Origin of the sequence: Streptomyces sp. NPDC059832 (genome assembly GCF_042731715.1) — a bacterium.
GTDB lineage: Bacteria > Actinomycetota > Actinomycetes > Streptomycetales > Streptomycetaceae > Streptomyces.
The window spans coordinates 1-20,586 of record NZ_JBHWIY010000061.1 but is presented as its reverse complement, the minus strand read 5'-3'; the positions used below and the strand labels follow the sequence as shown (position 1 = coordinate 20,586).

The 20,586-nt window shown below is 65.9% G+C and carries 5 protein-coding genes and 6 pseudogenes; 7 read left to right on the top strand and 4 right to left on the bottom strand.

What is annotated here, in order from left to right; genetic code table 11:
- Positions 1-64 precede the first annotated feature (64 nt).
- The 5 genes and pseudogenes from ACFV8T_RS43270 to ACFV8T_RS43250 form a co-directional block, all read left to right on the top strand.
- Positions 65-917 (top strand): annotated as a pseudogene (locus ACFV8T_RS43270) (transposase); the annotation flags it as partial.
- Between the two features lie 128 nt (positions 918-1,045).
- Positions 1,046-1,984, top strand: a pseudogene (locus ACFV8T_RS43265) (transposase domain-containing protein); the annotation flags it as partial.
- Positions 1,985-2,658: 674 nt separating this feature from the next.
- A complete protein-coding gene (ltrA, locus tag ACFV8T_RS43260; protein ID WP_385338799.1) occupies positions 2,659-4,416 on the top strand; it encodes a group II intron reverse transcriptase/maturase in 1,758 nt (585 codons plus the stop codon).
- Positions 4,413-4,790: pseudogene (locus ACFV8T_RS43255) on the top strand (transposase); the annotation flags it as partial. The gene ltrA and the pseudogene ACFV8T_RS43255, both read left to right, overlap by 4 nt.
- A gap of 120 nt (positions 4,791-4,910) precedes the next feature.
- Positions 4,911-6,023: pseudogene (locus tag ACFV8T_RS43250) on the top strand (IS630 family transposase); the annotation flags it as partial.
- Positions 6,024-6,946: 923 nt separating this feature from the next.
- Here ACFV8T_RS43250 and ACFV8T_RS43245 read toward each other — a convergent pair.
- Together ACFV8T_RS43245 and ACFV8T_RS43240 are read right to left on the bottom strand one after the other, a co-directional pair.
- Positions 6,947-13,297 (bottom strand): RHS repeat-associated core domain-containing protein, encoded by a 6,351-nt coding sequence (locus ACFV8T_RS43245; RefSeq protein WP_385338796.1) that lies wholly within the window; start codon positions 13,295-13,297, stop codon positions 6,947-6,949.
- Between the two features lie 312 nt (positions 13,298-13,609).
- Positions 13,610-17,140 (bottom strand): annotated as a pseudogene (locus tag ACFV8T_RS43240) (LamG-like jellyroll fold domain-containing protein).
- 689 nt (positions 17,141-17,829) lie between these two features.
- On the opposite strand from ACFV8T_RS43240, the gene ACFV8T_RS43235 reads away from it, so the two are divergent.
- The gene (locus ACFV8T_RS43235; protein ID WP_385338819.1) at positions 17,830-18,078 is read left to right on the top strand and encodes a hypothetical protein; all 249 of its coding nucleotides are present in this window, start codon (positions 17,830-17,832) and stop codon (positions 18,076-18,078) included.
- A gap of 68 nt (positions 18,079-18,146) precedes the next feature.
- Here the strand turns inward: ACFV8T_RS43235 and ACFV8T_RS43230 are convergent.
- Positions 18,147-18,311, bottom strand: a pseudogene (locus ACFV8T_RS43230) (transposase family protein); the annotation flags it as partial.
- 431 nt (positions 18,312-18,742) lie between these two features.
- Positions 18,743-19,009 carry a hypothetical protein gene (locus tag ACFV8T_RS43225; protein WP_385338793.1) on the bottom strand — a complete coding sequence of 89 codons (267 nt, stop codon included), beginning with the start codon at positions 19,007-19,009 and terminating at the stop codon, positions 18,743-18,745.
- Between the two features lie 1,072 nt (positions 19,010-20,081).
- Here ACFV8T_RS43225 and ACFV8T_RS43220 point away from each other — a divergent pair.
- Positions 20,082-20,474, top strand: coding sequence for a hypothetical protein (locus ACFV8T_RS43220; RefSeq protein ID WP_385338791.1), 393 nt, complete (start codon positions 20,082-20,084; stop codon positions 20,472-20,474).
- Positions 20,475-20,586: the final 112 nt, after the last annotated feature.

Below are 20,586 nucleotides of genomic sequence, written 5' to 3'. Positions count from 1 at the left end.
AGCGCAGGCCATCCGTCTCGTCGTACTCTTCGCCGACCGGGAATGGCCGACGGTCCTCTCCGGGATCCTCGTTGTAGATGATCGCGGAGACCGCGTTGGCGCCGTCTCCCGCAAGAAGTCCGACCCCGGCGATGCTCTCGTGCTCGCCAACATCCTCCGCACCGACATGCACGCCCATCGGCCCCTGCCGCAGGACAGCGACCTGGGCCGCGCCGTCGCCGTGCTCGCACGAGCTCAGCAAGATGCCACCTGGAATCGCCAGCAGATTTCCAACCAGCTCCGATCCCTCCTGCGCGAGTACTACGCCTCCGCCCTGGCCGCCTTCGACTCCTGGCGCAACGGGCTCTGCCGACGCGAGGCCCACGAGCTCCTCAAAGCAGCCCCGACACCGGCCAAGGCCGAGCGGCTGACCCGCACGCAGCTGCAGTCCGCCCTCAAGCGGGCCGGCCGCCAGCGCGGCATCGACGCCGAGACCGAGCGGCTTCGGGATGTCTTCCGGGTCGACTGGGCCCACCAGCCGCCGTTGGTCGAAGACGCGCTCGGCAAGCAGATGCTCGCCCTCCTGGTCCAGCTGGAAGCCGCCTCGACACCCGGACGCTGAGATCATCCTCAGCTTCCGCGGCCTCGGCATCCAGCTCGGCGCCCGGGTGCTCGCCGAGATCGGCGACGACCGCAAGCGGTTCGCCGATGCCCGCGGCCTGAAGGCATACGCCGGAGCCTCGCCCATCACCAGGGCCTCCGGGAAGAAATCCAGCATTACCCGCAGGTGGGTCAAGAACGACCGCCTCAACCACGCCGGCTACCTCTGGGCCTTCGCCTCCCTCACCTCTTCGCCCGGCGCCAAAGCCCATTACCGAAGGTGTCGCGACGACCACGGAGACTGGCACGCCGCCGCCCAGCGCAACCTGTTCAACCGCCAATGCCACGAAGTTAACGCTGCGGCCGCCAAGTCAAGTCCAGCTCCGAGATGGATGGTTCTGGCACTGCAGGCCGCGGTTCCCTGATAGGAGAAGGTCGATCAAGACCTTCTTGACCAGGGGATCCGTTGTCGAGTCAGTTCTCCACTTGCACCTTGACACGTACCACCACCGTCGCGGCAGGCGCCTTCGCGCCGGGCCACCTTGGCGGGCTGACTCAGCACATACCCTTCGAGCTCGTCGATGACGTCCTCGAAGAGACCAAGACCGTTCAGGTCCGCGTGCGTACGCTCCCCTCCAGGGTCGGGATCTACTTCGTCCTGGCCCTGGGCCTTTTCCCGTCTCTGGGATACCGACGTGTGTGGGACAAGCTCGTGGCCGGCCTGTCGGGCATCGACCATTGTCTTCCTTCAGAAGCTGCACTGCGGCAGCTGCGCCGGCGTCTTGGGCCGGAGCCCGTAGAGGCTCTGTTCGACACTCTGGCGGTGCCGCTGGCTCGGCCGACGACGCCTGGTGTCCGCTACCGGCGCTGGCGGACCGTAGCGTTCGACGGCTGCAGTTCTTTGAAGGCTCCTGACCTGCCACGTATCCGAGCTCTGCTGGGCAAAGTCCGGCACCACTGGGGGATGCCGGGCTATCCCGCTTTGAGGCTGACCGTCCTGTGTGAGACCGGGACACGAGGGCTGCTCGGAGCAGTCTTCGGACCGTCCGAAAACGGGGAGACCGTCCAGGCGGCCGGGCTACTGCCCCGGCTGACACCGCAGATGCTCCTGCTGGCAGACCGGGCTTTCGACGGCGACGGCTTCCTGCGCGCTGTCGCCGACACCGGCTCTCAGTTCCTGGTCCGGCTGTGCGCACACCGGCGCCCCGCGGTGCTGGCAGTCCTCCCCGACGGCTCCTACCTCACCCGCTTCCGCGGCCTGCGCGTCCGCATCATCGAAGCCGACATCACTCTCACCACCAGCAGCGGACAACGCATCACGGGCCGTTACCGGCTCGCGACAACCCTCCTGGACCACCGTTACGACCACGCCGAGGACCTCATACGCCTCTACCACGAGCGCTGGGGTGCGACACGAAGTCGCACGAGATTGAGTGAATTACCTGATCGGAGGATCGACTTGATGTCGACAGCGTAGTTCCGGGCCGGTGCTCAAAGCCCGTCCCCACTTCGACGTGCGTCGCCGGTAACGGCGGGGTGCGAAGCTCGAAGGAGAAGCCCAAGAACCCCCGTGCCATCCGGGGGTCACAGGCAAGGGGAAGACCGGACGGGTGAACGCGAGTGAACCCCTGATGATGCTTCGTGATCGTGGGCCCCGCCGATGGACTGCTCCAGCGGGGTGCAGGACTGGCCGCTGAGAAGCGGCAGGCGCCGGCTGAAGACCCAACGTCAGCCGGGAGAGCATCGCCGTCCCGGAGTTTAGGGGGCACCCACCCCGATCGTATCTCACTCGTGTGGAACGTGGAAACCCCGCTGGGGTCCGGACGCGCAAGCGTCCGGTCAGCCGACCGCAAGGAAGGCCCAACTCCCCAGCGGGCACAGGATGACCCAAGAAGCCAATGCCGGTCGCCGAAAGGCAGCGGGAAACCAGGGCAGACGGCCAGCACTTCCGCTGGCCGCCCCGCATAACCGGCCGGATACGGGCTCTGCCCGGACCCGCAAGGGTGCTGACGTGGGTCAGGTGGGCCTGTGAGGACTCGATGACCATCAACGCTGGAACCGAAGGGCAAGTTGGACACCGTGGCGACAACATCTTCCGTGGCGGCCATCGTCCAGGACGACAGTGCCGTCACCGCGAACGGACCTGAGGACGACTTCACCGACTGGCAGTCGATCGACTGGCAGGGCGCGGAGGACGAAGTACGGCGGCTGAGACAGCGGATCTTCACGGCATCACAGGCAGGGGACCTCAAGAAGGTCCGCAATCTCCAGAAACTGATGCTCCGCTCCCGCTCCAACACGCTGGTGAGCGTGCGACGGGTGACGGAGATCAACGCTGGCCGCAAGACGGCAGGGATCGACGGACGGGTTGTCCTGCTGCCCCAGGGGAAGGTCGAACTGGCCGACTGGATGCAGAACCGGGCAGCTCTATGGAGGCCCTTGCCCGTCAGGCGGGTCTATATCCCCAAGGCCAACGGCCGTCAGCGCGGCCTCGGAATTCCCGTGATCATCGACCGGTGTCTTCAAGCCGTGACGCTGAACGCGCTGGAACCCGAGTGGGAAGCACGGTTCGAGCCGAGATCCTACGGATTTCGTCCCGGCCGTGGCTGCCACGACGCGATCGGAGCGATCTTCCTGGCCGCCAAGGGCAAGAGCCCGAAGCGCCAGTGGGTCCTTGACGCGGACCTGGCAGCGGCGTTCGACCGTATCGACCACGACCGCCTCATGGCCTCCATCGGACAGTTCCCCGCTCGGGGTCTGATCGAGCAGTGGCTCAAGGCAGGAGTGATCGACCGCGGCGCCTTCGCCCCGACCGAGGAGGGGGTTCCGCAAGGCGGGATCATCTCCCCGGCGCTGATGAACGTGGCCTTGCACGGGACGGAAGAGGCTGCCGGAGTCCGCTACCGGCTCACAGGCCCACGGGCTGGTGAACTGGCAGTCGGCTCGCCGACTCTGATCAGATATGCCGACGACCTGGTGGTGCTCTGTCACAGCCGTGACGAGGCCCAGCAGGTCAAGGAGCGGCTCGCCCGGTGGCTCAAGCCCCGAGGTCTGGCCTTCAACGAGGACAAGACGCGCATCGCGCACCTCGACGAGGGCTGCGATTTCCTGGGCTTCACCGTCCGCCGCTACCACGGCATGCTCCTGATCAAGCCGAGCAAGGCATCCGTACGACGGATCCGGGCACGGCTCACCGCCGAAGTGCTGGCCCTTCGGGGACAGAACGCGGCAGCGGTGATCGCCAAGCTCAACCCGATCATCAGGGGCTGGGCTGCCTACTTTCGGGGAGTGGGCGAGGTGTTCACCTCGCTGGACGACCATATGTGGAGGCTGGTCTACAAATGGGCCAGACACACGCACCCGAACAAGCCGAACGGCTGGGTGACATCCCGGTACTTCGGCCGGTTCAACGAGTCCCGGCAGGACCGGTGGATGTTCGGCGACCGCGGGAGCGGCCGCTATCTCACCAAGTTCGCCTGGACCAGGATCGTCAGACATCAACTCGTCATCAAAGGGGCGTCCGTGGACGACCCGGCGCTGACCGAGTACTGGGCCTCACGGCGACGCAGGAACAAGCCCCCGCTCAGCCCGCTCCTGCTACGGCTGCTCCAGGGGCAGCACGGCCGGTGCCCGCTCTGCGGAACCCTTCTCCTGCACGCCGACCAGCAGCCGCAGAGCCCCCAGGAATGGGAGCAGTGGCTGCGGGCGATCCGGACGGCGGTACGCGCGAACGCGCTCACTGTCGAACCGGACGGAAGCCAGTCCGACGATCCCGTCGCCTTCCGACTCACCCACGTTCACTGCCACCGCCGCTACCTGCCTGAGGTGTCTACCTGAGCGTCGGCGGCGGGAAGTTCTGCTATCTCGCGACGGTCATCGATCTGTGTTCACGGCGTCTGGCCGGGTGGGTGATCGCCGACCATATGCGTTCCGAACTCGTCACTGACGCCCTCGCCACCGCGATCCGGACCCGCGGCAGCCTCGCCGGAGCCGTGATGCACACCGATCACGGAGCCCAGTACACGAGTCGGGCCTTCGCCGACGCCTGCCGCCTCGCCGGTGTCCGTCAGAGCATGAGCGCGATCGGTAGCAGCGCGGACAACGCCGCTGCGGAATCGTTCAACGCAACCTTCAAAAGAGAGACGCTGAAAGGACGAAAAGGCTGGTCAAACGAGCGCGAAGCCCGACTCGACGCCTTCCGCTGGCTCCATCGATACAACACCCGACGCCGACACTCCCGCCTCGGCCAGCGATCCCCGCTTGCCTACGAGGACGCCTTCCACACAACATCAACTACTGTCCTGCGCCGGAGATCCATCGTTAGTTCTTGTATGAGCGTTTCTGCGGGTGTGCCCGCACCGCGTCGTGGTCCGAAGCTGGAACCGTTGTTGTTGTCCGTTGACGAGCGTGCGGCGCTGGAGCGTTGGGAACGGCGGGCGACGTCTGCGCAGGCGGTGGCGTTACGGGCGCGGATCGTGCTGGCGTGTGCAGGCCCTGACGCTCCGCCGATTGTTGTGGTGGCGCGGGATCTTCGGGTAGCGGCGGATACGGTCCGCAAGTGGCGTCGGCGGTTCCTGGCCGCCCGGCTGGACGGGTTGATGGACGAGCCCCGGCCGGGTCGACCGCCCACCATCAGCGTCGACCAGGTAGAGGCCGTCGTGGTCAGCACGTTGGAGGAGATGCCGAAGAACGCCACCCACTGGTCGCGCAAGTCGATGGCCGACCGCAGCGGGTTGTCGAAGTCGACCGTGGGCCGAATCTGGCGCAAGTTCCATCTCAAGCCTCATCTGACGGACACCTTCAAACTGTCGGCGGACCCCTTGTTCGTGGAGAAGGTCCACGACGTGGTCGGGCTGTACTTCAATCCGCCCGAAGGGGCGGTGGTGCTGTCGGTGGACGAGAAGTCGCAGATCCAGGCGCTGGACCGGTCCCAGCCGGTGCTGCCGATGATGCCGGGCATGCCCGAGCGTCGCACCCACGACTACGTCCGCAACGGTCTGACCACCCTCTTCGCGGCCTTCGACGTCGCGACCGGCGAAGTCATCACCTCGCTGCACCGTCGGCACCGGGCAGCAGAGTTCAAGAAGTTCCTCATCAAGATCGAAAAGGAGGTTCCCGGGCACCTCCAGGTCCACCTGATCTGCGATAACTACGGCACCCACAAGACGCCCGCCATCAAGGCATGGCTGGCCAAACACCCCCGATTCCACCTGCACTTCACCCCTACCAGTTCGTCCTGGATCAACCAGGTCGAGAGGTGGTTCGGCTTCCTCGCCGACCAGAAGATCCGCCGCGGCTCCCACAAAAGCGTGTGTTCCCTGGAAGCCGACATCCGTGCGTGGGTCAAGGAGTGGAACGAAAACCCAACACCGTTCATCTGGACCAAGACGGCCGAGGAGATCCTCGACTCCCTCGCCCGCTTCTGCCGACGGATCTCCGGCGCAGGACACTACCCTGACCCGAGCCGCATAGACGTGTTCAAACTCCGGGGTCAAGGCCCCCTGCATCCTGACCTCATGGCCGGCACCTTTGACCACGCCCCGCAGGTGTGGAACGCGCTGTCAATGAAGATCGGCTCCCGCCGTCGGACGGGGTGAGTCCCGCCCGACGGCGACCGAGTACCGAGCGTCCAGACGCCAGCGGCACAGCGGCAAAGCCAGGACCAGCAGGGCCTGGCGGCCGGGCGCGATGCGCCGCCATCAGGTGCCGATCTCGCGACGTTGAGCAGTCAAGTGCCGGGCGAGGTACCGCAGATGAATGGTGGACAGGGTGATCTCGGTCGTGAACCCGTCCATCAGGAGCTTCATCCGTTCATATAGTTCACCGACTGCGCGCCAACGCAGTCAGGTTGGAAACAGCTCACCCGGGCCCTCAATCCGCCCCGTCGCACACAGCCGTAAAGAAATGGGTCGCCGACGGAGTCGGCGGCCCATTTCGAGACATCGAGGTTAGATCGTGTTGCCCTTACTCTCTTTTCCACTGGCCAGAATCAAAAACGAAATACATTTCGTCCATCTCTGGTGCGCTTCGGAGATAAACTTGCACGTTCCAACTTCCGGATCGCGGAAGATGAAGTGACTCTACGTTAGGGCTCTCCGGGTCTGAAATGCTGAGTATGCCCGAGTGGAAGGTCATCACTCCTTCGAACACTCGCTGCGCGCCCGGAATATTACCGCCACCTACGTGCACCTCGACCTGAATGTCTTTATCCGAGTTCCCCATGACGACTAGGCATCCAGGGAGGAAGAGGAAATCTTCTAGGCCGGTCTGCGCCCTAGGGTAATCTGATGTATCGAAGTCGCAAAATACGACCATGCCCGTTGGCACGATGTCCCGGAATATGCACACGCTCACGGTTGCCCCTATTTCATCCCGCCGAGTAAATTCCATACTTGACTTGCACGTTGATTACTGTAACGAGGAAAGGGTCACCCTTACCCATCTTATTGGCTCTATAGAAGCTCCCGAGGTCATTTCTTTGTATGATTTGCTCAGGTTTGAATGGAACCGCCATGGTCTGTGCTCCTATGCCCCCTTCCTGTGTACTGGCAAAAGGGTACTCGTCGCAACTCTGCGGGCCTCCCCATGCCGCTTTGCACCCGGCGAACTCGCGATTCCGATCCGCCCCTTTTGAGCTTGCCAGGTAGTGCAGGTAGAAGGGGTGGCCGCTATCTATGGCGGACTTATCGTTGATCGCTATCTTAGGGGTTCGCTTTCCGTCAACAACGAATACGGGAAGCTTTCTGCAGCCAGCCTCGCTGAGCCCTTGAGATGCAACGCACGTATCCACAAGCTCATCCCATTGATCTTCCGACAGTTCATCCGGCTTATCGAAGAACTTTTTCCACACGTCATCCATATTGACATTAATATCCCTGGTCATTTTACCAAGAATTGCCGAAAGGAGTGGTGGAATCCGGGTCACGGGAGGAGCCACCATGCCCACCTTGTATTCTTTTTGAGTTATCCGCGTGGGGCCAGCGCGGCCGCCACTTCTCGTTGTGCCAGACGTTCCCCCCTTCCCGAGGGTGTAACTACTCGTGGCGTAAGTCGTTGACCCATCCTTGTTGTTGCTGACCGGCCTCGAGTATCCCCAGGTCCAGGAATCTCCGGACTTGGACCAGGTTTCGATGCCACCGCCGCAGGAGCTTGAGGCACCACCACACGCTCCGTCTGGGCGGAGGCCGGTGGGGTCGGCCAGGGTGACGGGGGTGTTGTTGGCGTATGCGTAGCCGTTGAGGGACTCGTGGTCGTCGGGGGCGAGGACGGGGTCGACTGCGAGGAAGCGTCCGCTGGTCGGGTCGTATTCGCGGGCGCCGATGTGGGTGAGTCCGGTGTCGGCGTCGGCGGGTTTGCCGAGGAATCCCTTGTCATCTGGCCAGGCCGATGGTGCTGTTCCGCGGCTCTCGCCGAAGGGCTTGGTGTAGCGGCGGGTGATGGCCTGGGTGGTGGCGTCCACCGTCATTGAGGCGGTGCCGTGGTGGTCGTCGACCATCCAGGACAGGCCGGTCTCGGTACGGACTGCGGTGGCGTCGCCGGCGGGGTAGTAGCGCTGGGCGGTGAACTTCTTTGCGGCCGTGTCGTAGTGGAGTTCCTGACCTCCCAGGTAGAGGACAGTCTTGACGGGGCCGCGACGTATCAGGAGTTCCCCGTTGGCGTCGTAGAGGTAGTCGGTGGTCTTGGTGCCCTCGGTGAGTCGGGTGAGTTCTCCTTCGATGTCCCAGGTGAGGTCCTGCGCGGTGCCGGTGGGGCCGTAGCGCTTGGTGGTGTTGCCCTGCTCGTCGTAGGTGTACGTCTTGGCGGTGCCGCCGTTGACGGTGACGGAAGTCAGGGTGTGGGGCTGGCCGGTGCCGGAGGCATTGACGGCGGGGTAGCCGTAGCCGGTCTTGGTGTCGCCGGTGGCCTTGTGCTCGGTCTGGGTGTCTCGCAGGCCGCCGGGCTTGTAGTTCCAGCTGGTCCAGTACGGGGCCGGCCCGCCGAGGGCGGACGCCGCACGGGCGGTGTCGCAGTCGTTGGAGGACGGGGTCCAGGCTTCGGTCAGACGGCGGTAGCCGTCGTAGGCGAAGCACTGGGTGTCCTTGCCGTTGGCGTTGTCGGTGATTGACTCGACGTTGCCAGAGGCGTAGTAGATGTAGTTGGCGTCGCTGGTGTGGCCGGTGTTGGTCTGGTCGACGGTGTGGGTGTTGGCCAGGCGGCGGGTGCCGTCCTCGTAGCGGTTGAGGATCTGGAACTGTTTGGCACCGGTGGAGGTGCCCAGGCGGGTCTCCTCGATCTCGCCGTACGGGGAGTAGCCGATGTTCTGGACGTAGTCGGTCATGCCGTCGGTGCCGGTGAGCATGCCGAGGCCGTTGTAACTGTTGGTCACGGTCTCGGCGGGAAGACCGGCTACCGCGGGGAGCGAGGTGGACTGGACGGTGCCGTCGATGTTGTAGGCGGTGGAGGTGGTGAACGTCTGCGGCGCACCGGCGACGGCGACCAGGGAGTCGCTGGCCGCGATGACGGTCTTGGTGCCCTTGGGGCGGCCGAGCGCGTCGTAGCCGGTGACGACCTGGGAGTAGATCTTGCCGGTGGTGCCTCCGACGTAGCGGATCGAGGCGGTCGGCTGCCCCTTGGCCAGGGAGTCGTAGGTGAACTTGGTCAGCTGATGGGCGTTGTCCTTCACCCCGTCCCAGGTCCCGGTCTTGCGGCCGAGCTCGTCGTAGTCGGTGATCAGGGTGCGGGAGACGCGGTTGCGGGTGGTGGTGACCGCCAGCGGCTGATCGCCGTCGTTGTACGTGGTGTCGATCCGGCCTTGGTCGGGGTCGGTGGAGGTGGTCTTGCGGCCGCGCAGGTCGTAGCCGTACGTCCAGACCGCCCCGTCCGGGCCAGTCATCTTCTTGAGCTGACCGCCTGGGGTGTACTCATACAGAGTGCGGGTGTACTCGTTGCCGGTCGGGACGGGGTTGCCGTATTCACGACGCTCAGTGAGCCGGCCTCGGGCATCGACGATGCTCAGGGTGCCAGTGCCGCCCGCGGCCGCGGTGGTGGCGGTGCGGTCGCCCTGCTGGTCAGTTTTGGTGCGCCACTTCTCCTGGTCATAGACCCGGAAGATCGATTCGGTGGCGCGTCCCGCCGCGTCGAAGACCGTCTCGGTGGAGGCGGGGACGGAGCCGGGGTAGGTGTTGGCCAGGGTGCCCGAGGGGGCGCTTTTGTCGTGGACCTGGCTGTTGGAGATGTACGCCAGGCCGCGGTCGTCGTAGAGGGTTTCGGAGATCACCCGGCCGCCGTTGGGCGCGGGGACCTGCTTCTGGCGGGACCGCAGCAGGCTGTCGAGGATCTCGTAGGAGTTGTTGTAGGTCTTTCCATCGGCCTTGAGGGTGTCGGTGCGGACCCAGGTCTCCTTGTCGTTGTTAATGCTGTAGGTGTAGACGATGCTGGCTACGTCTCCGAGCGTGCGGGAGCGGTCCGGCTTCCAGACCGACTGGAGGCGGCCAAGTGCGTCGAAGGACCACTCGGTGACGTTGCCGTTGGCGTCGGTCGTCTTGGTGGCAGTGCCCCAGGCCGGATCCACCTCGGTGGTAGAGGTGTAGAGCTTGGGGTCGGTGGTGGTCTTGGAGGTCAGCGGGCCGTAACCGGTGTCATCGGGAACGTAGGTGGTCCCGACCGTGCGGTTGAGGGCATTGGTCGCGGTGAGCGGGCGGCCCAGCTTGTCGTAGGTGGAACTGGAGACCTGCTGGTAAACGGGCTTCTTGTCGAGCTCGCCATAGCTCGCCAGGCGGTAGGAGGCGGTGATGTCGCCCTTGACGGGTGCCACCCCGACCGCCTGGTCGTCGTAGGCCATGGTGATGTCGGAGACGACGTCATCGGGGATCGACGGGGTGGCCGTACAGGGAACCGAGTAGGTTTCGGTGCGTGAGACCGTGTTCACCAGCCAGGCGGAGGTGGAGGTGTTGCGGGCGTAGGAGGTCCGCACGCACGACTCGTCGCCGGTGGTGGCGGCGTCGCCGCTGTCCTCCACGGTGATCGGCATGCCGTACGTGGTGTCGTATGTGGTTTTCTGCTTGACCGTGCGGGTGCCGGTGGAGGTCTTGGTGCGGGTGACGGCCTCTCCGGCCTGGACGATCCAGGACGAGGTGGTGCCCCAGCCGTAGGTGTGGCTGCCGGTCTTGTGCGACCAGGGGGTGTTGATCGTGCCGCTGAGTTCGCCGGCGCCGTTGTAGGCGATGGTTTCGCGGACGAAGCCGGCGTACTGACGGGAGTCGTCGATTGCGGTGCCGGTGGAGTCGGTGACCTTTTCTACGCGTGCAGTGCCGTCGAGTTCCTTCTCACCGTTCAGGCCGCGCATGTAGAGCGTCAGTTTCTTACTGCGCGGGCCCTCGGAGTCGCCGGAGGTCTGCACGACCTTGCCGTAGCCGCGCCACTGCGACCAGGTGCGGTTGGACGGCTTGGTCAGGCCCTCGTCGTCGGCGTAGGCCCAGCCGGCGCCGTCCTTGTAGTCGTAGTACGTCTCGCCGGTGTCGCCGTGGCCGTATGGGTCGTCCTGGAAGACGGAGGTGACCACGTACTTGTGGAACCAGTCGGTGACCGGGGTCGCCCCGGACTGAGACCACTTGACCGGGAAGCAGCGGCGGGTGTTCCTGTCGATGTCCGCCGGCATGCTCGAGCCCCAGATGCAGTCGGGGTCGGAGTAGTTGGCGGTGAGGGTGGAGCCGGTCTCGGACTTGATGGTGCGCACGCGCCACTTGATATAGCGCAGGGTGTCCGGGCCGCTGCCCTCGACGTGGTTGGGCAGCTGCATGCCGCCGAAGACGACCGGCCGCATGTCGGCCGCGGTGGTGTTGGCCTTGCCGGTGTTCTGGATGGACTTCAGCCACAGGCTGGCGGAGGAGGCGTCGCCGGTGTCGGGGAAGTCCTGTTCCAGGTGCCAGGTGTCCACGTCTCTGCGGGTCGTGCCGGTGCCGGTCCACACGGAGGTGGTGATGTCAGTGAGGCGCTTGCGGGTGAAGAAGGATGGGCCGATCTGGGTGGTGCACTTGGAGTTGGCCGCGCAGATCATGTCGAAGGGCACATCGGGCCAGTTGGCCTTGGTGTCCTTGGTCAGGCTGGAGCAGCCGCCTGAGGTGACGCAGCGCTCGGCGTAGGTGAAGCGGACCTGCTGGGCGGCGGGCTTGGTGTAGATCAGGTCGCTGCGCAGGCCGAAGTCGATGCGGTCGAGGTGGCCACCGCGGGTGTAGCCGGTGCCGTTGACCGTGGTGTCAGCGTTCTTGGAGTAGTAGTTCGTCTCCTTGCTGTACCAGTAGGTGGAGGTGTTGCCGTGGGTGTCCTCGACGTAGTCGAGATTCCAACGCCATGCCTGGTTGCAGGAAGAGTCGGCGAAGCCGGTGGACTTGTAGCAGGGCTCCCCGGAGTCGTCGCCGAAGACCGGCACAGTCCAGACGGAGTTGGTGACCGGGTCGTCGTCGGCGGTGTCGGTGGTGCCCTTGTCGCTCCAGCCGGGCATGCGGTGCTTGCCGAAGAAGTACTGAGTGCCGGATGCGTCCGTGACCTTCCAGTACTCGGTGTTGTCGTCACCGTTTCCGGTGGCGCCGGTCAGGTGCTCAACCCGGGAGCCGTCCTCGTTCTTTGCCTTCCACGTGCCGCCGGATGCCTGTGATAGGGCTGCGGTGTCGCAGGCTGTCTTGTCCGCACAGGCGTTGACGAGTTCGACGGCCTTGCCGTTGAGAACCAGTGTGGCATTTGCGTACTTCCAGCACAGGTCCCCCTTGCCGGACTGGCCGTCGTCCTTGCAGGACCCGTACTTGCGCTCGATGTAGGACTCAGTGATCGAGAAGCCTTCGCCGATCACCGAGGTCTGGTTGTTCTCCCCGGCCGTGCGGCCGTCCACGGATGCGGAGTTGTAGGAGATGGACAGGTTCGGGGACGGGCCGGCCGTGGCCGGGGGAACCCGCAGCGGGTAGTTCCAGGTGAAGTCACCCGTGTTACCGCCGGCCTCCCAGGTGGCGGTCGGGGACAGCGGGGTGGAGGCGTAGTCACCTCCACTGCCGGAGCTGTCGGCTGCTGCGGCCAGCAGTGTCGGGGCACCGGCAGCGAGTACGCGGGCGGAGACGGTACCCGTCAGCGTCTGCGATCCGGTGTCGTTGCTCGCGCCGGCTACGGGCTGCTGAGTGCGGCAGGACTCCTTCTCAGGGGTGGTCAGTGCACATGCCGGGAGTGTCACCAGGCGCAGGCGGGGGCCGAAGTTGCCACCGTAGACGTCGTTGAAGGTGGAGTAGTCCAGAGATACCCGGAGCCTGTCGGTATCTCCGGCAGCTCCTTCGGAGGGATCAATGGTGAGCAGGATCCCGTTGACACCTGCCTTCTTCGCGGCGGCCTGGGAGTGGACCCTGAGCGCCACCTCTTCGGCGGGACCGGTAGCCTCCGCCTTCGTCTTGGCCGACTTGGCTGCCGGGGCGGTGGGCTCCTGGGCCAGGTCCACGCCGAGTCCGCCGACCGTGATGGCGGTCCCCGTGCTGGTCGCGGGGACCTTTGCGGTGGCCTTTCCAGCCTCCGGCCACGCGGCACTGTTCAGCCGCGCGCGGGTCTTGCCCGAGGCGGAGGCGGCCTTGTCCTTCGGGGCCTTGGACGCGCCGGGCTTGAGCCTGCCTACCTTGTCGATCTTCGCCTTAGGCCGGTCCTCCAGCTGCTTTCGGGCTGTCGCGGTCTGGGCCTGGGCGGCGAAGTCGTACCCCGAGGGAATCACAACTTGCGGAAGGACAGAGAGGGAGACTACGAGGGCACCGCGGCCGAGCCAGCGGCGTATGAACGCCCCTGGCAAGCGCTTACGGAAGGGTGGCGAGGACACAGTTACTTTCCGTGTTCGATGATGGGCGGGGAACGCTCCGGCACCGGCATCGGTGCCGCGAGCGCTGCTTTGGCGCGCGCCTGTCAAGGCGCGCGTGCTACGAGAGGCTTGGAGAAGTGCGAGACGGCCCGGGCGCCGGCATCAGTAGCACCCGGGCCTGAACAGGTCGGAGATCGGGGAGTAGCGCAGGCGCTCCGACCGTCCTCGCTTCTACCGCTGCTCGATGTTGTGCCGGTTGGCGATGTTGTCGGTGGAGGTGGCTCCGGCCCAGACGCGGACGCTGTCGATCTTGCCGGGGTAGTAGCGCGCGGCGGCGCCGTTGATCTTCGCCCGGCCGATCTCGAATGCCCCGGCACCCTGCCAGGGGGCCGAGTACGCCACGCCGTCCGCGTCACCCATCAGGGCACTGTCGACGTACAGCCTGAGCGCGCCGAGTTTGGAGGTGTCCTCGGGGTCGGCTGCGGTCTGGGCGTCGTAGACGACTGACAGCATGACGGGCACTCCCAGCTGAGCGGTGGTGAATGCGGTGGATTCACTCTCGGTCCAGGCGGCTCTGGTGCCGTCCTTGTCGGGACGGCCGAACGTCCACCGTCCCTGGGTGCTTCCGGCCGGCTGCTCGTACCAGACGCCCCAGGAGGACTGACTCGTCCCCGACTGGCCGAACACCTGCACCGCATAGGACTTGGTGGTGTCGGCGAGCTTGGCCGGGTCCAGCGTCACCCAGGCGGTCGCGGTGAACGAACCGGAGTCGTCGAGGAGTGGGCCGGCGGCGGTGGCATAGGCGCTGGTGCCGTTCAGGGTCATCGACTGCGTGGTCGTGACCTCTTCGCCGATATCCGGGTCTCCGGTGGTGAACTTGGTGAGCGCGGCCCCGTTGAGTGTCAGGTTCCGGCCGTAGCCGCTGGTGTCCTTCACCGTGGTGCCGGCGGCGTTGGCCATGTCAGTGGCGTCCCACTTGGCGACGAGCGCTGGGACCGGGTCGCCGGCGGTGCCGTCGCTGATGTCCTCGTCCTCCAGCCAGGCGTCGTGCGCAATCTCGGTGTCCGTGACAGCACGGGACCAGACGTGGACCTCGTCCAGGCTTCCGTTCAGGTTCTCGACGTAGCTGGTGCCGGAGTGGAATCGTCCGAACTGCATCGGGCCGCTGGCATTCCAGGCGGTCGTGCTGGTCACCGGCTGGCCCTGCGGGACTCCGTTGACGAACAGCTGGATGGTCTGGTCCGCCGCGTTGTAGACACCTGCCAGGTGTGTCCAGGTGTTCGCTACCGGCTGCGCGGTGGAGTACGAACGGACGGCGGCAGCACCCACGGCATCACTGGCGTACTTGCTGAATGCCCACTTCCCGGCCGACGCGGAGTAGTGCAGGGCGTAGCCGGACAGGTTGGTGCCCTGCTGCGAGAGGACCGTCTGGCTGCGAGAGATGTCGGCCGGACGTACCCATGCGGAGACCGCAAAGGACTTGCTGGTGTCGAGCACGGCACTGCTGGTGGCGGCGTAGTCGCTGGTTCCGTTGAGCTTCAGCGCCCCTGCACCGGACCGTGCCAGCGCGGTGTAGGCGGACGAGCCGCCCAGCGTCAGCGGGTGCTGAGTCGCAGAGGTGCTGTCAGCACCGTTGTTGTCGAGGTGCCAGACCCCCGAGGGCTTCTCGGCACCCTTCACCAAGAAGCTGTAGTAGCCGGTCTGCGAGCTGTGAGCTGCCGCGTCGTAGCCCCAGACCTGGATGGTGTTCTCACCGGCCTGGTTCGGCGTGATCGTCTGAGTGGTGGCCGCGCCCTTGGCGACGGTGATCGGAGCGGAGACCGCGCCGCTGTTCAGCTTCCACTTGTAGCTGACGACGTCCGACTGGATACCGGCCATGGTGGGATTGGTGTCCGCAGGGGTAAAGGTGAACTTGCCCGATGTGCCCACCCCGCCCGCGGCCGGATCGGTCTCGGCCGACTTGTAGACGCCGTCCGCGCTGGTCACCACCGGAGGCGGTGGCGAATCAGTGTCTACCCGCAAGTAGCACCAGGACGACCAGGCCGAGTCCAGCACACCGGTGGCGCCTCGGTCCGTCTTGTAGTACGCCTGTGTCTTGACCCGCATCCTGTAGTCCGTCTGTGCCGGCAGCGCGCTGGAGGTCGCGTCGCGGGGGGCGTTGTCGGCCACCCAGGCGCCGTCCGGCGAGGCCGCGTACCAGGCGCGGCTGGAGCCGTCCGCCTTCCATACCTCGAACAGGGCGCGGACTTGGGCGTTGGAGCCGTCAGCCGACTGCACCGTGGCCAGCATCTTCGGCGTGGTGTCACTGGTGGCGAAGGGCAGCGTGGAGGCGTTGCAGGCCCGCCCGGTGGTCCCTTGCTGGACGCCGTACGAGGTCGGCTTGTCCGGGTAGGAGACGTAGGTCACCGAAAGCTTCGCGTCGTTGCGGAACCGTGCCCAGGCGGCCGCGTCGGACTCGTCGTGTGCGGTCAGCGAGAAGGTGATCTGCGACGTCTTGTTCGTGGCGTAGGAGGCGAGGGTCGTCGTCAGGTTCTCATTCGTCTCCTCGTCCACGTTGTCGCTGAAGCGTACCCAGTTCGCCGGCTGTGCCGGCTTGCACAGGCTGCCCCTGCCGTAGGCCACGTTCCGGTCGCCCATGAGGTCTACCCCGGTGGGGCGGGACGACCAGGTAGTGCTGGAGGAGATGCCCTTGTCCACGCGGCTCAGGTCGTACCAGTGCGGATCGCAGTTGAACGTCCACAGTTGGTACACCTCCATCGTGGCGTCCAGGATCTTCTTGCCGTGGATCGAGGAGAGCGGGTACTCGAAGTAAAGGCGCTGGGTATAGGGGCTGTTGGAGCACAGGTATCCGCCGGAGTTGGAGCAGCGCCCCACGCCCTTGTCACCGTCGAACTCCCAGAATTTGTCACCGTCCGAGGAAAGCGCCGTTCAGTCGCCCAGTGCGATGCCCTTGGTCGGCGGGTCGATGTAGACAGGAAAGACAGTGTCCTTACCGTGGAGCAGGGCCTGATCAGCCGTGATCTCCAGGGAATCTTCGTTGATTTTGAGCGGGAGTTCGGCCGTCGCGTCACCGCTGCTGGGGCCCTCCGAGGGGGCGGGTTCGCCCTCGGCGTCGGGCACCGGGGCCGTATGCGTTGGTTCCGGTTCGCCCTCCGGCTCTGCTGAAACGGTGCGGTCGAGTTGCGTGGTGATACCCGCTGCCGGGGTGTCACCGGCCGAGTCCCACATCCGCCCCGCCGGGCTCTCGAAGACCGGGGAGCCGTCGCCGTCGCGCGCAACGAAACCGCCATCGGCCGTCGGGGCGATGTCCAGGCCATTGCCGGAGACGGTCATCCTGATCGTCGCGAGCGCCGGATTCTTTGCAGCCTCCGCGGTCTTGACCACGAGCACCGAGGTGTAGCCGGAGCTCAGCGCAGTCAGTTTCAGATCAACGTCCGGGAAGACTCCGGCGTACGTGACGGTGTCGCCGTCGAGTCGGGGCTCCGGGAGCTCAGTGGGCCAGCCGAGCCGCAGCTCGTGTCCCTCATCCTTCAGCGTGACCAGTCCGTCCCCGCTGCCGCCGCCCGAGAAGGTGAGACCAGCTGTCGTGTTCTTCGCCCGCACAGAGCCGTTGGTCTCGCGAACGAGGGTGGTGTCGATGGGTGCCCAGGTACCGTCGTCCCTCCGGGCACGGACCGGAGCCGCGTTCATTTCCTGCGTGAAGGTGCCGTCCGGGTTGGCGAAGACCTGGGACGATTCGGTAGTCGCCCCGTCCACGGCCACTCGCTCACCGGTCTCCCCCGCGAGACCACTAGCCTTCGACTCGGGGATCCCGTCGACCGCTGTCGAGGCCGCTCCGTCATGGGCGATTGCCGGAGTAGCTCCGACCCCGACCACTGGAATCGCACTCCCTAAAAGCGCGACGGCTATCGTCCAACTTCGCACCGCCTGACGCCAGCTGTGCCACCGCCCCTGCGTAAACACGCCGCACCCATCCCCTTAGTTTTTCTTTAAAAGAATCTGTGTGGATCATGTGTTGATCAAGTACGGTGGTCAACTGTGTTGTGCATCACATTGACTTACTTCGCCCGGCAGGGACCGCGACGAACTGGACGAGACGTCCCCGGACTTGGTGCAGGCAGGGAGGGCGGGGCCGCGGTCTCCGGGTGGAATTCGGAGCAGAATCGGGCCGTGCGGCGGGAGCGTCTCCTGCGGCGCGATCCTCGTCCACACGGCGGACGTGATCCGCGCCCGCGGCCCCGCCCGGGTGCGCACAGCGGTCCTCACCGTGAACCGGGCCAACTGGGCACATGAGGCTGAGCCCCACCGCGTCATCGACTACATCGCATCGCTGAAGGGCCCATGGATCGACTTTCCCTCGGAGGGAAAGGGTCGCGGGACGAGGGACGGACTCGATCGGAGCTCGCTGAACGAGAGGTCTCTGATGCCGACCCCATCGACACTCGAGCGAGGTGCACCAGTACGACCGCAGCGGCGGCCGCCAGGCATCCGGTCCCTTGTCCGCCTTCGCCCTGTTCGAGGCCGCGGAGACCGCGACCAGCTGGCTATGGGTCAGGTCGTTGGCGAAGGCCTTGCGCTTGTCCGTGGTCCAGGTGCCGACGCCCGACCTCCAACTCGCCGCCAACGGGCCGGCCCGGCCGGCGAGCGCGAGACCGACCGCGGCCAGCGTCGACCGCAGGCGCTCGGTCCGCCGGCCGTAGCGACGGGTCAGTCCCGGCATCTGCTCGGCGAAGGTCCGCCGCCCGCACGAGATGACCGGGCAGAGGAACCGGCGGACTCGTAGACAGAGACTGACCCGTCTGCCTCCGCTGGGCACGTCAGCGGGAAACCGCAGGTAAGAGCAGTGAACCCGCTGTGACCAGCTCCCGCAGCCGGGGCAGACGGACCCCGCGGCCGTGCTTCGGGCCTCGATGCGTACCGGCTCATCGTTCACGTCGATCGACAGCACCGCCACGTCGGCGATCGACGGGAATAGCAACTCCTCCAGTCCCACGGGCCGAACTGTCAGCCACACCGCACCCGGTACGGGTCATTTTCAGGCAGCTTCCCCAGGACCTACTCGCCCGACGAATGTCACTCAGCGTGCTGATCCACGGAAAGTGGGCCAGAACCCGTTCTCGTGAACAAAGCCAGCCACCTGATAGGCGTGGTGGCACACGGCCGGGTCCGCGGCGTACTCACCGGTCAGCGGGGCGTGGGGGCGGTTGACGACGGGCGGCCGCGGGGAGCGGCGGCGGGAGCGCGAAGTGGGCATGCCGTGCTCAACAGACCGGAGGCGGGGTTGGTCACCACCGCCGCCCGACCGTTTTGACTACTCGTGGACTGCCCCAGTGCTCGATGCGGCGCCACCAGCTGCGGTTCACGCTATGCGTGCGCTGCGTGTAGGCGCTCGAAGCTGACGTATCCGCCCCTCTCGTCCCGCCCCAGAACACCTTCCTGGAAGAAGCGGCGGAAGGAGTCGGTCAGCGCGGTGGTGGTCAGAGGCGGTTCCTCGTCCGAGCTGATAGAGGCGAGCAGTCCCTGGTGGTCCTCTGTGTAGGCCAGGGCCATAGCGGTCAGGACGTCCGCACACGGGCCGGTCACCTCGCCATGGACCACGGCGTACATGTTCGCGATGAGATCGAACTCCATCTGCTCTCCATCGACGTTCATCCGAGAGGTGGCGGGGTACGCCCGGCCGCCGGCCAGCTCAGCCTTGTCCCGGTACACCGGAACGGCGGGGGCTTTCGGCTGGTGAGGCAGGCAAGCGTGCCCAGAGGCGCGTGGGGTGTCGCTCTGCCCGCCCATGGGCCGAGGCGTGCGGTTGACGCTCCGGTGCCTGCGGCTCTTCTTCTGCTTGCTCACCGTGAACCCCTCTGTCGACGCGGCTTCCCCTGCTAACGAGCGCGAGACGGATGCCGGTCTCCGCCGAATGGACGCCACCGCAGACGCGCGTCCAGTGGGAATCGCCCACCGCCAGGGCGATGAGGCCGGACGGGAAGGCAGTCGAGGAGGGCGCTGCCGGGAGGTGCCGCCCGGCGTCGGCCCGACAGTGCCCAGCTGCGCCCGCCCGGCCCGTTCTGCGTCTCACCTGGTCGCCACCGTACGGAGCACGTCCCCGCGGTCGGCGTCGCGACCGTCGCCTGACCCGGCAGAGCGCCGCCTGGGCATCGCGGCAGCGGTGGGGCGGCAGAGCGCCATGAGGGAGCTGTCCCGTCGGGCGTTCCCCGAGCCGCCCGCCGTGCCGGTCGATGCGCCCCGATCGTAATGTCGACCACCACCTCCTTCGATCCTTCAACCGCTGCGATCACTCACATCACGCGACCTCACGTCGGACGGCTGCCCTCAGCTTCAACCCGACTGCTGCGACAGCGGGTTGGTGCGGGTCTTCCACCTCCACTCGGACCAACAGCGCCTCGCGGCGCAAACGGAAGCTGTGCCAGAACTATTCGATGTCGACGAAGCCACGGGCGGACCCGCGGGCACCTGATGCCCCAGAACGTCACCACCGACTCTCACCACCACCGACACGAAACCGAGAGATCGCATTCGCTCCATGCGAACACCCGTCCCCGTGCCCGCAGGTGTGACCGACTGCGTTTGGCCATGCCCCTTCGGACTCCGGCGATTTTGAGTCACCAACCGCGTCGCATGCGCGACACGCCAAGGTCGCCGGGCACACTGCCGCCGGGCAAACTCGTCTGCACAGCAACAGGAGTGAGATATGTTCAGCAAAATCCGCACCGCCAGGATCACCGCCGCCGCCGCTGCCGCCACCCTCGCCGTGAGCCTGGGAGTCGTGGCCGCGCCGTCTGCCTCGGCGGCCGACAACTGCTGGCCCGGAGAGAGCAACCGGTGGTACTGCCACAACGTGTCTGGCTCCCCGGTCTACGGCACGGTCGGCAACAACCACATCTACCCGGACCCCTCCACCGTGGTCGGCTACATGAACTCCGATCCCAGCTGGTTCTCCTGCAAGGAGGACAACCAGGACTGGGTCGGCGGGCCGCACCCGACCCGTTGGCTGATGACCGTCGCCGACAACGGCCAGCTCGGCTTCATGAAGGACACCGCCATCTACAGCGAGACCGATCCCGTTCCGGACTGCTACCGCTAGATCACCGGTCAGTACATCTAAGGGCTGTCCCGTAATCCCTGGCGGGCGTGCGACGACAGCTACGGCACCTCGCCGCGTTGTCGGAACGCCCGAATACATCCAGTATTCGGGC

Excerpts from the sequence above, each read along its gene's own strand:
- ACFV8T_RS43225 (WP_385338793.1), bottom strand. The coding sequence starts at position 19,009 with ATGGAGTTCGATCTCATCGCGAACATGTACGCCGTGGTCCATGGCGAG.
- ACFV8T_RS43220 (WP_385338791.1), top strand. The coding sequence starts at position 20,082 with ATGTTCAGCAAAATCCGCACCGCCAGGATCACCGCCGCCGCCGCTGCC.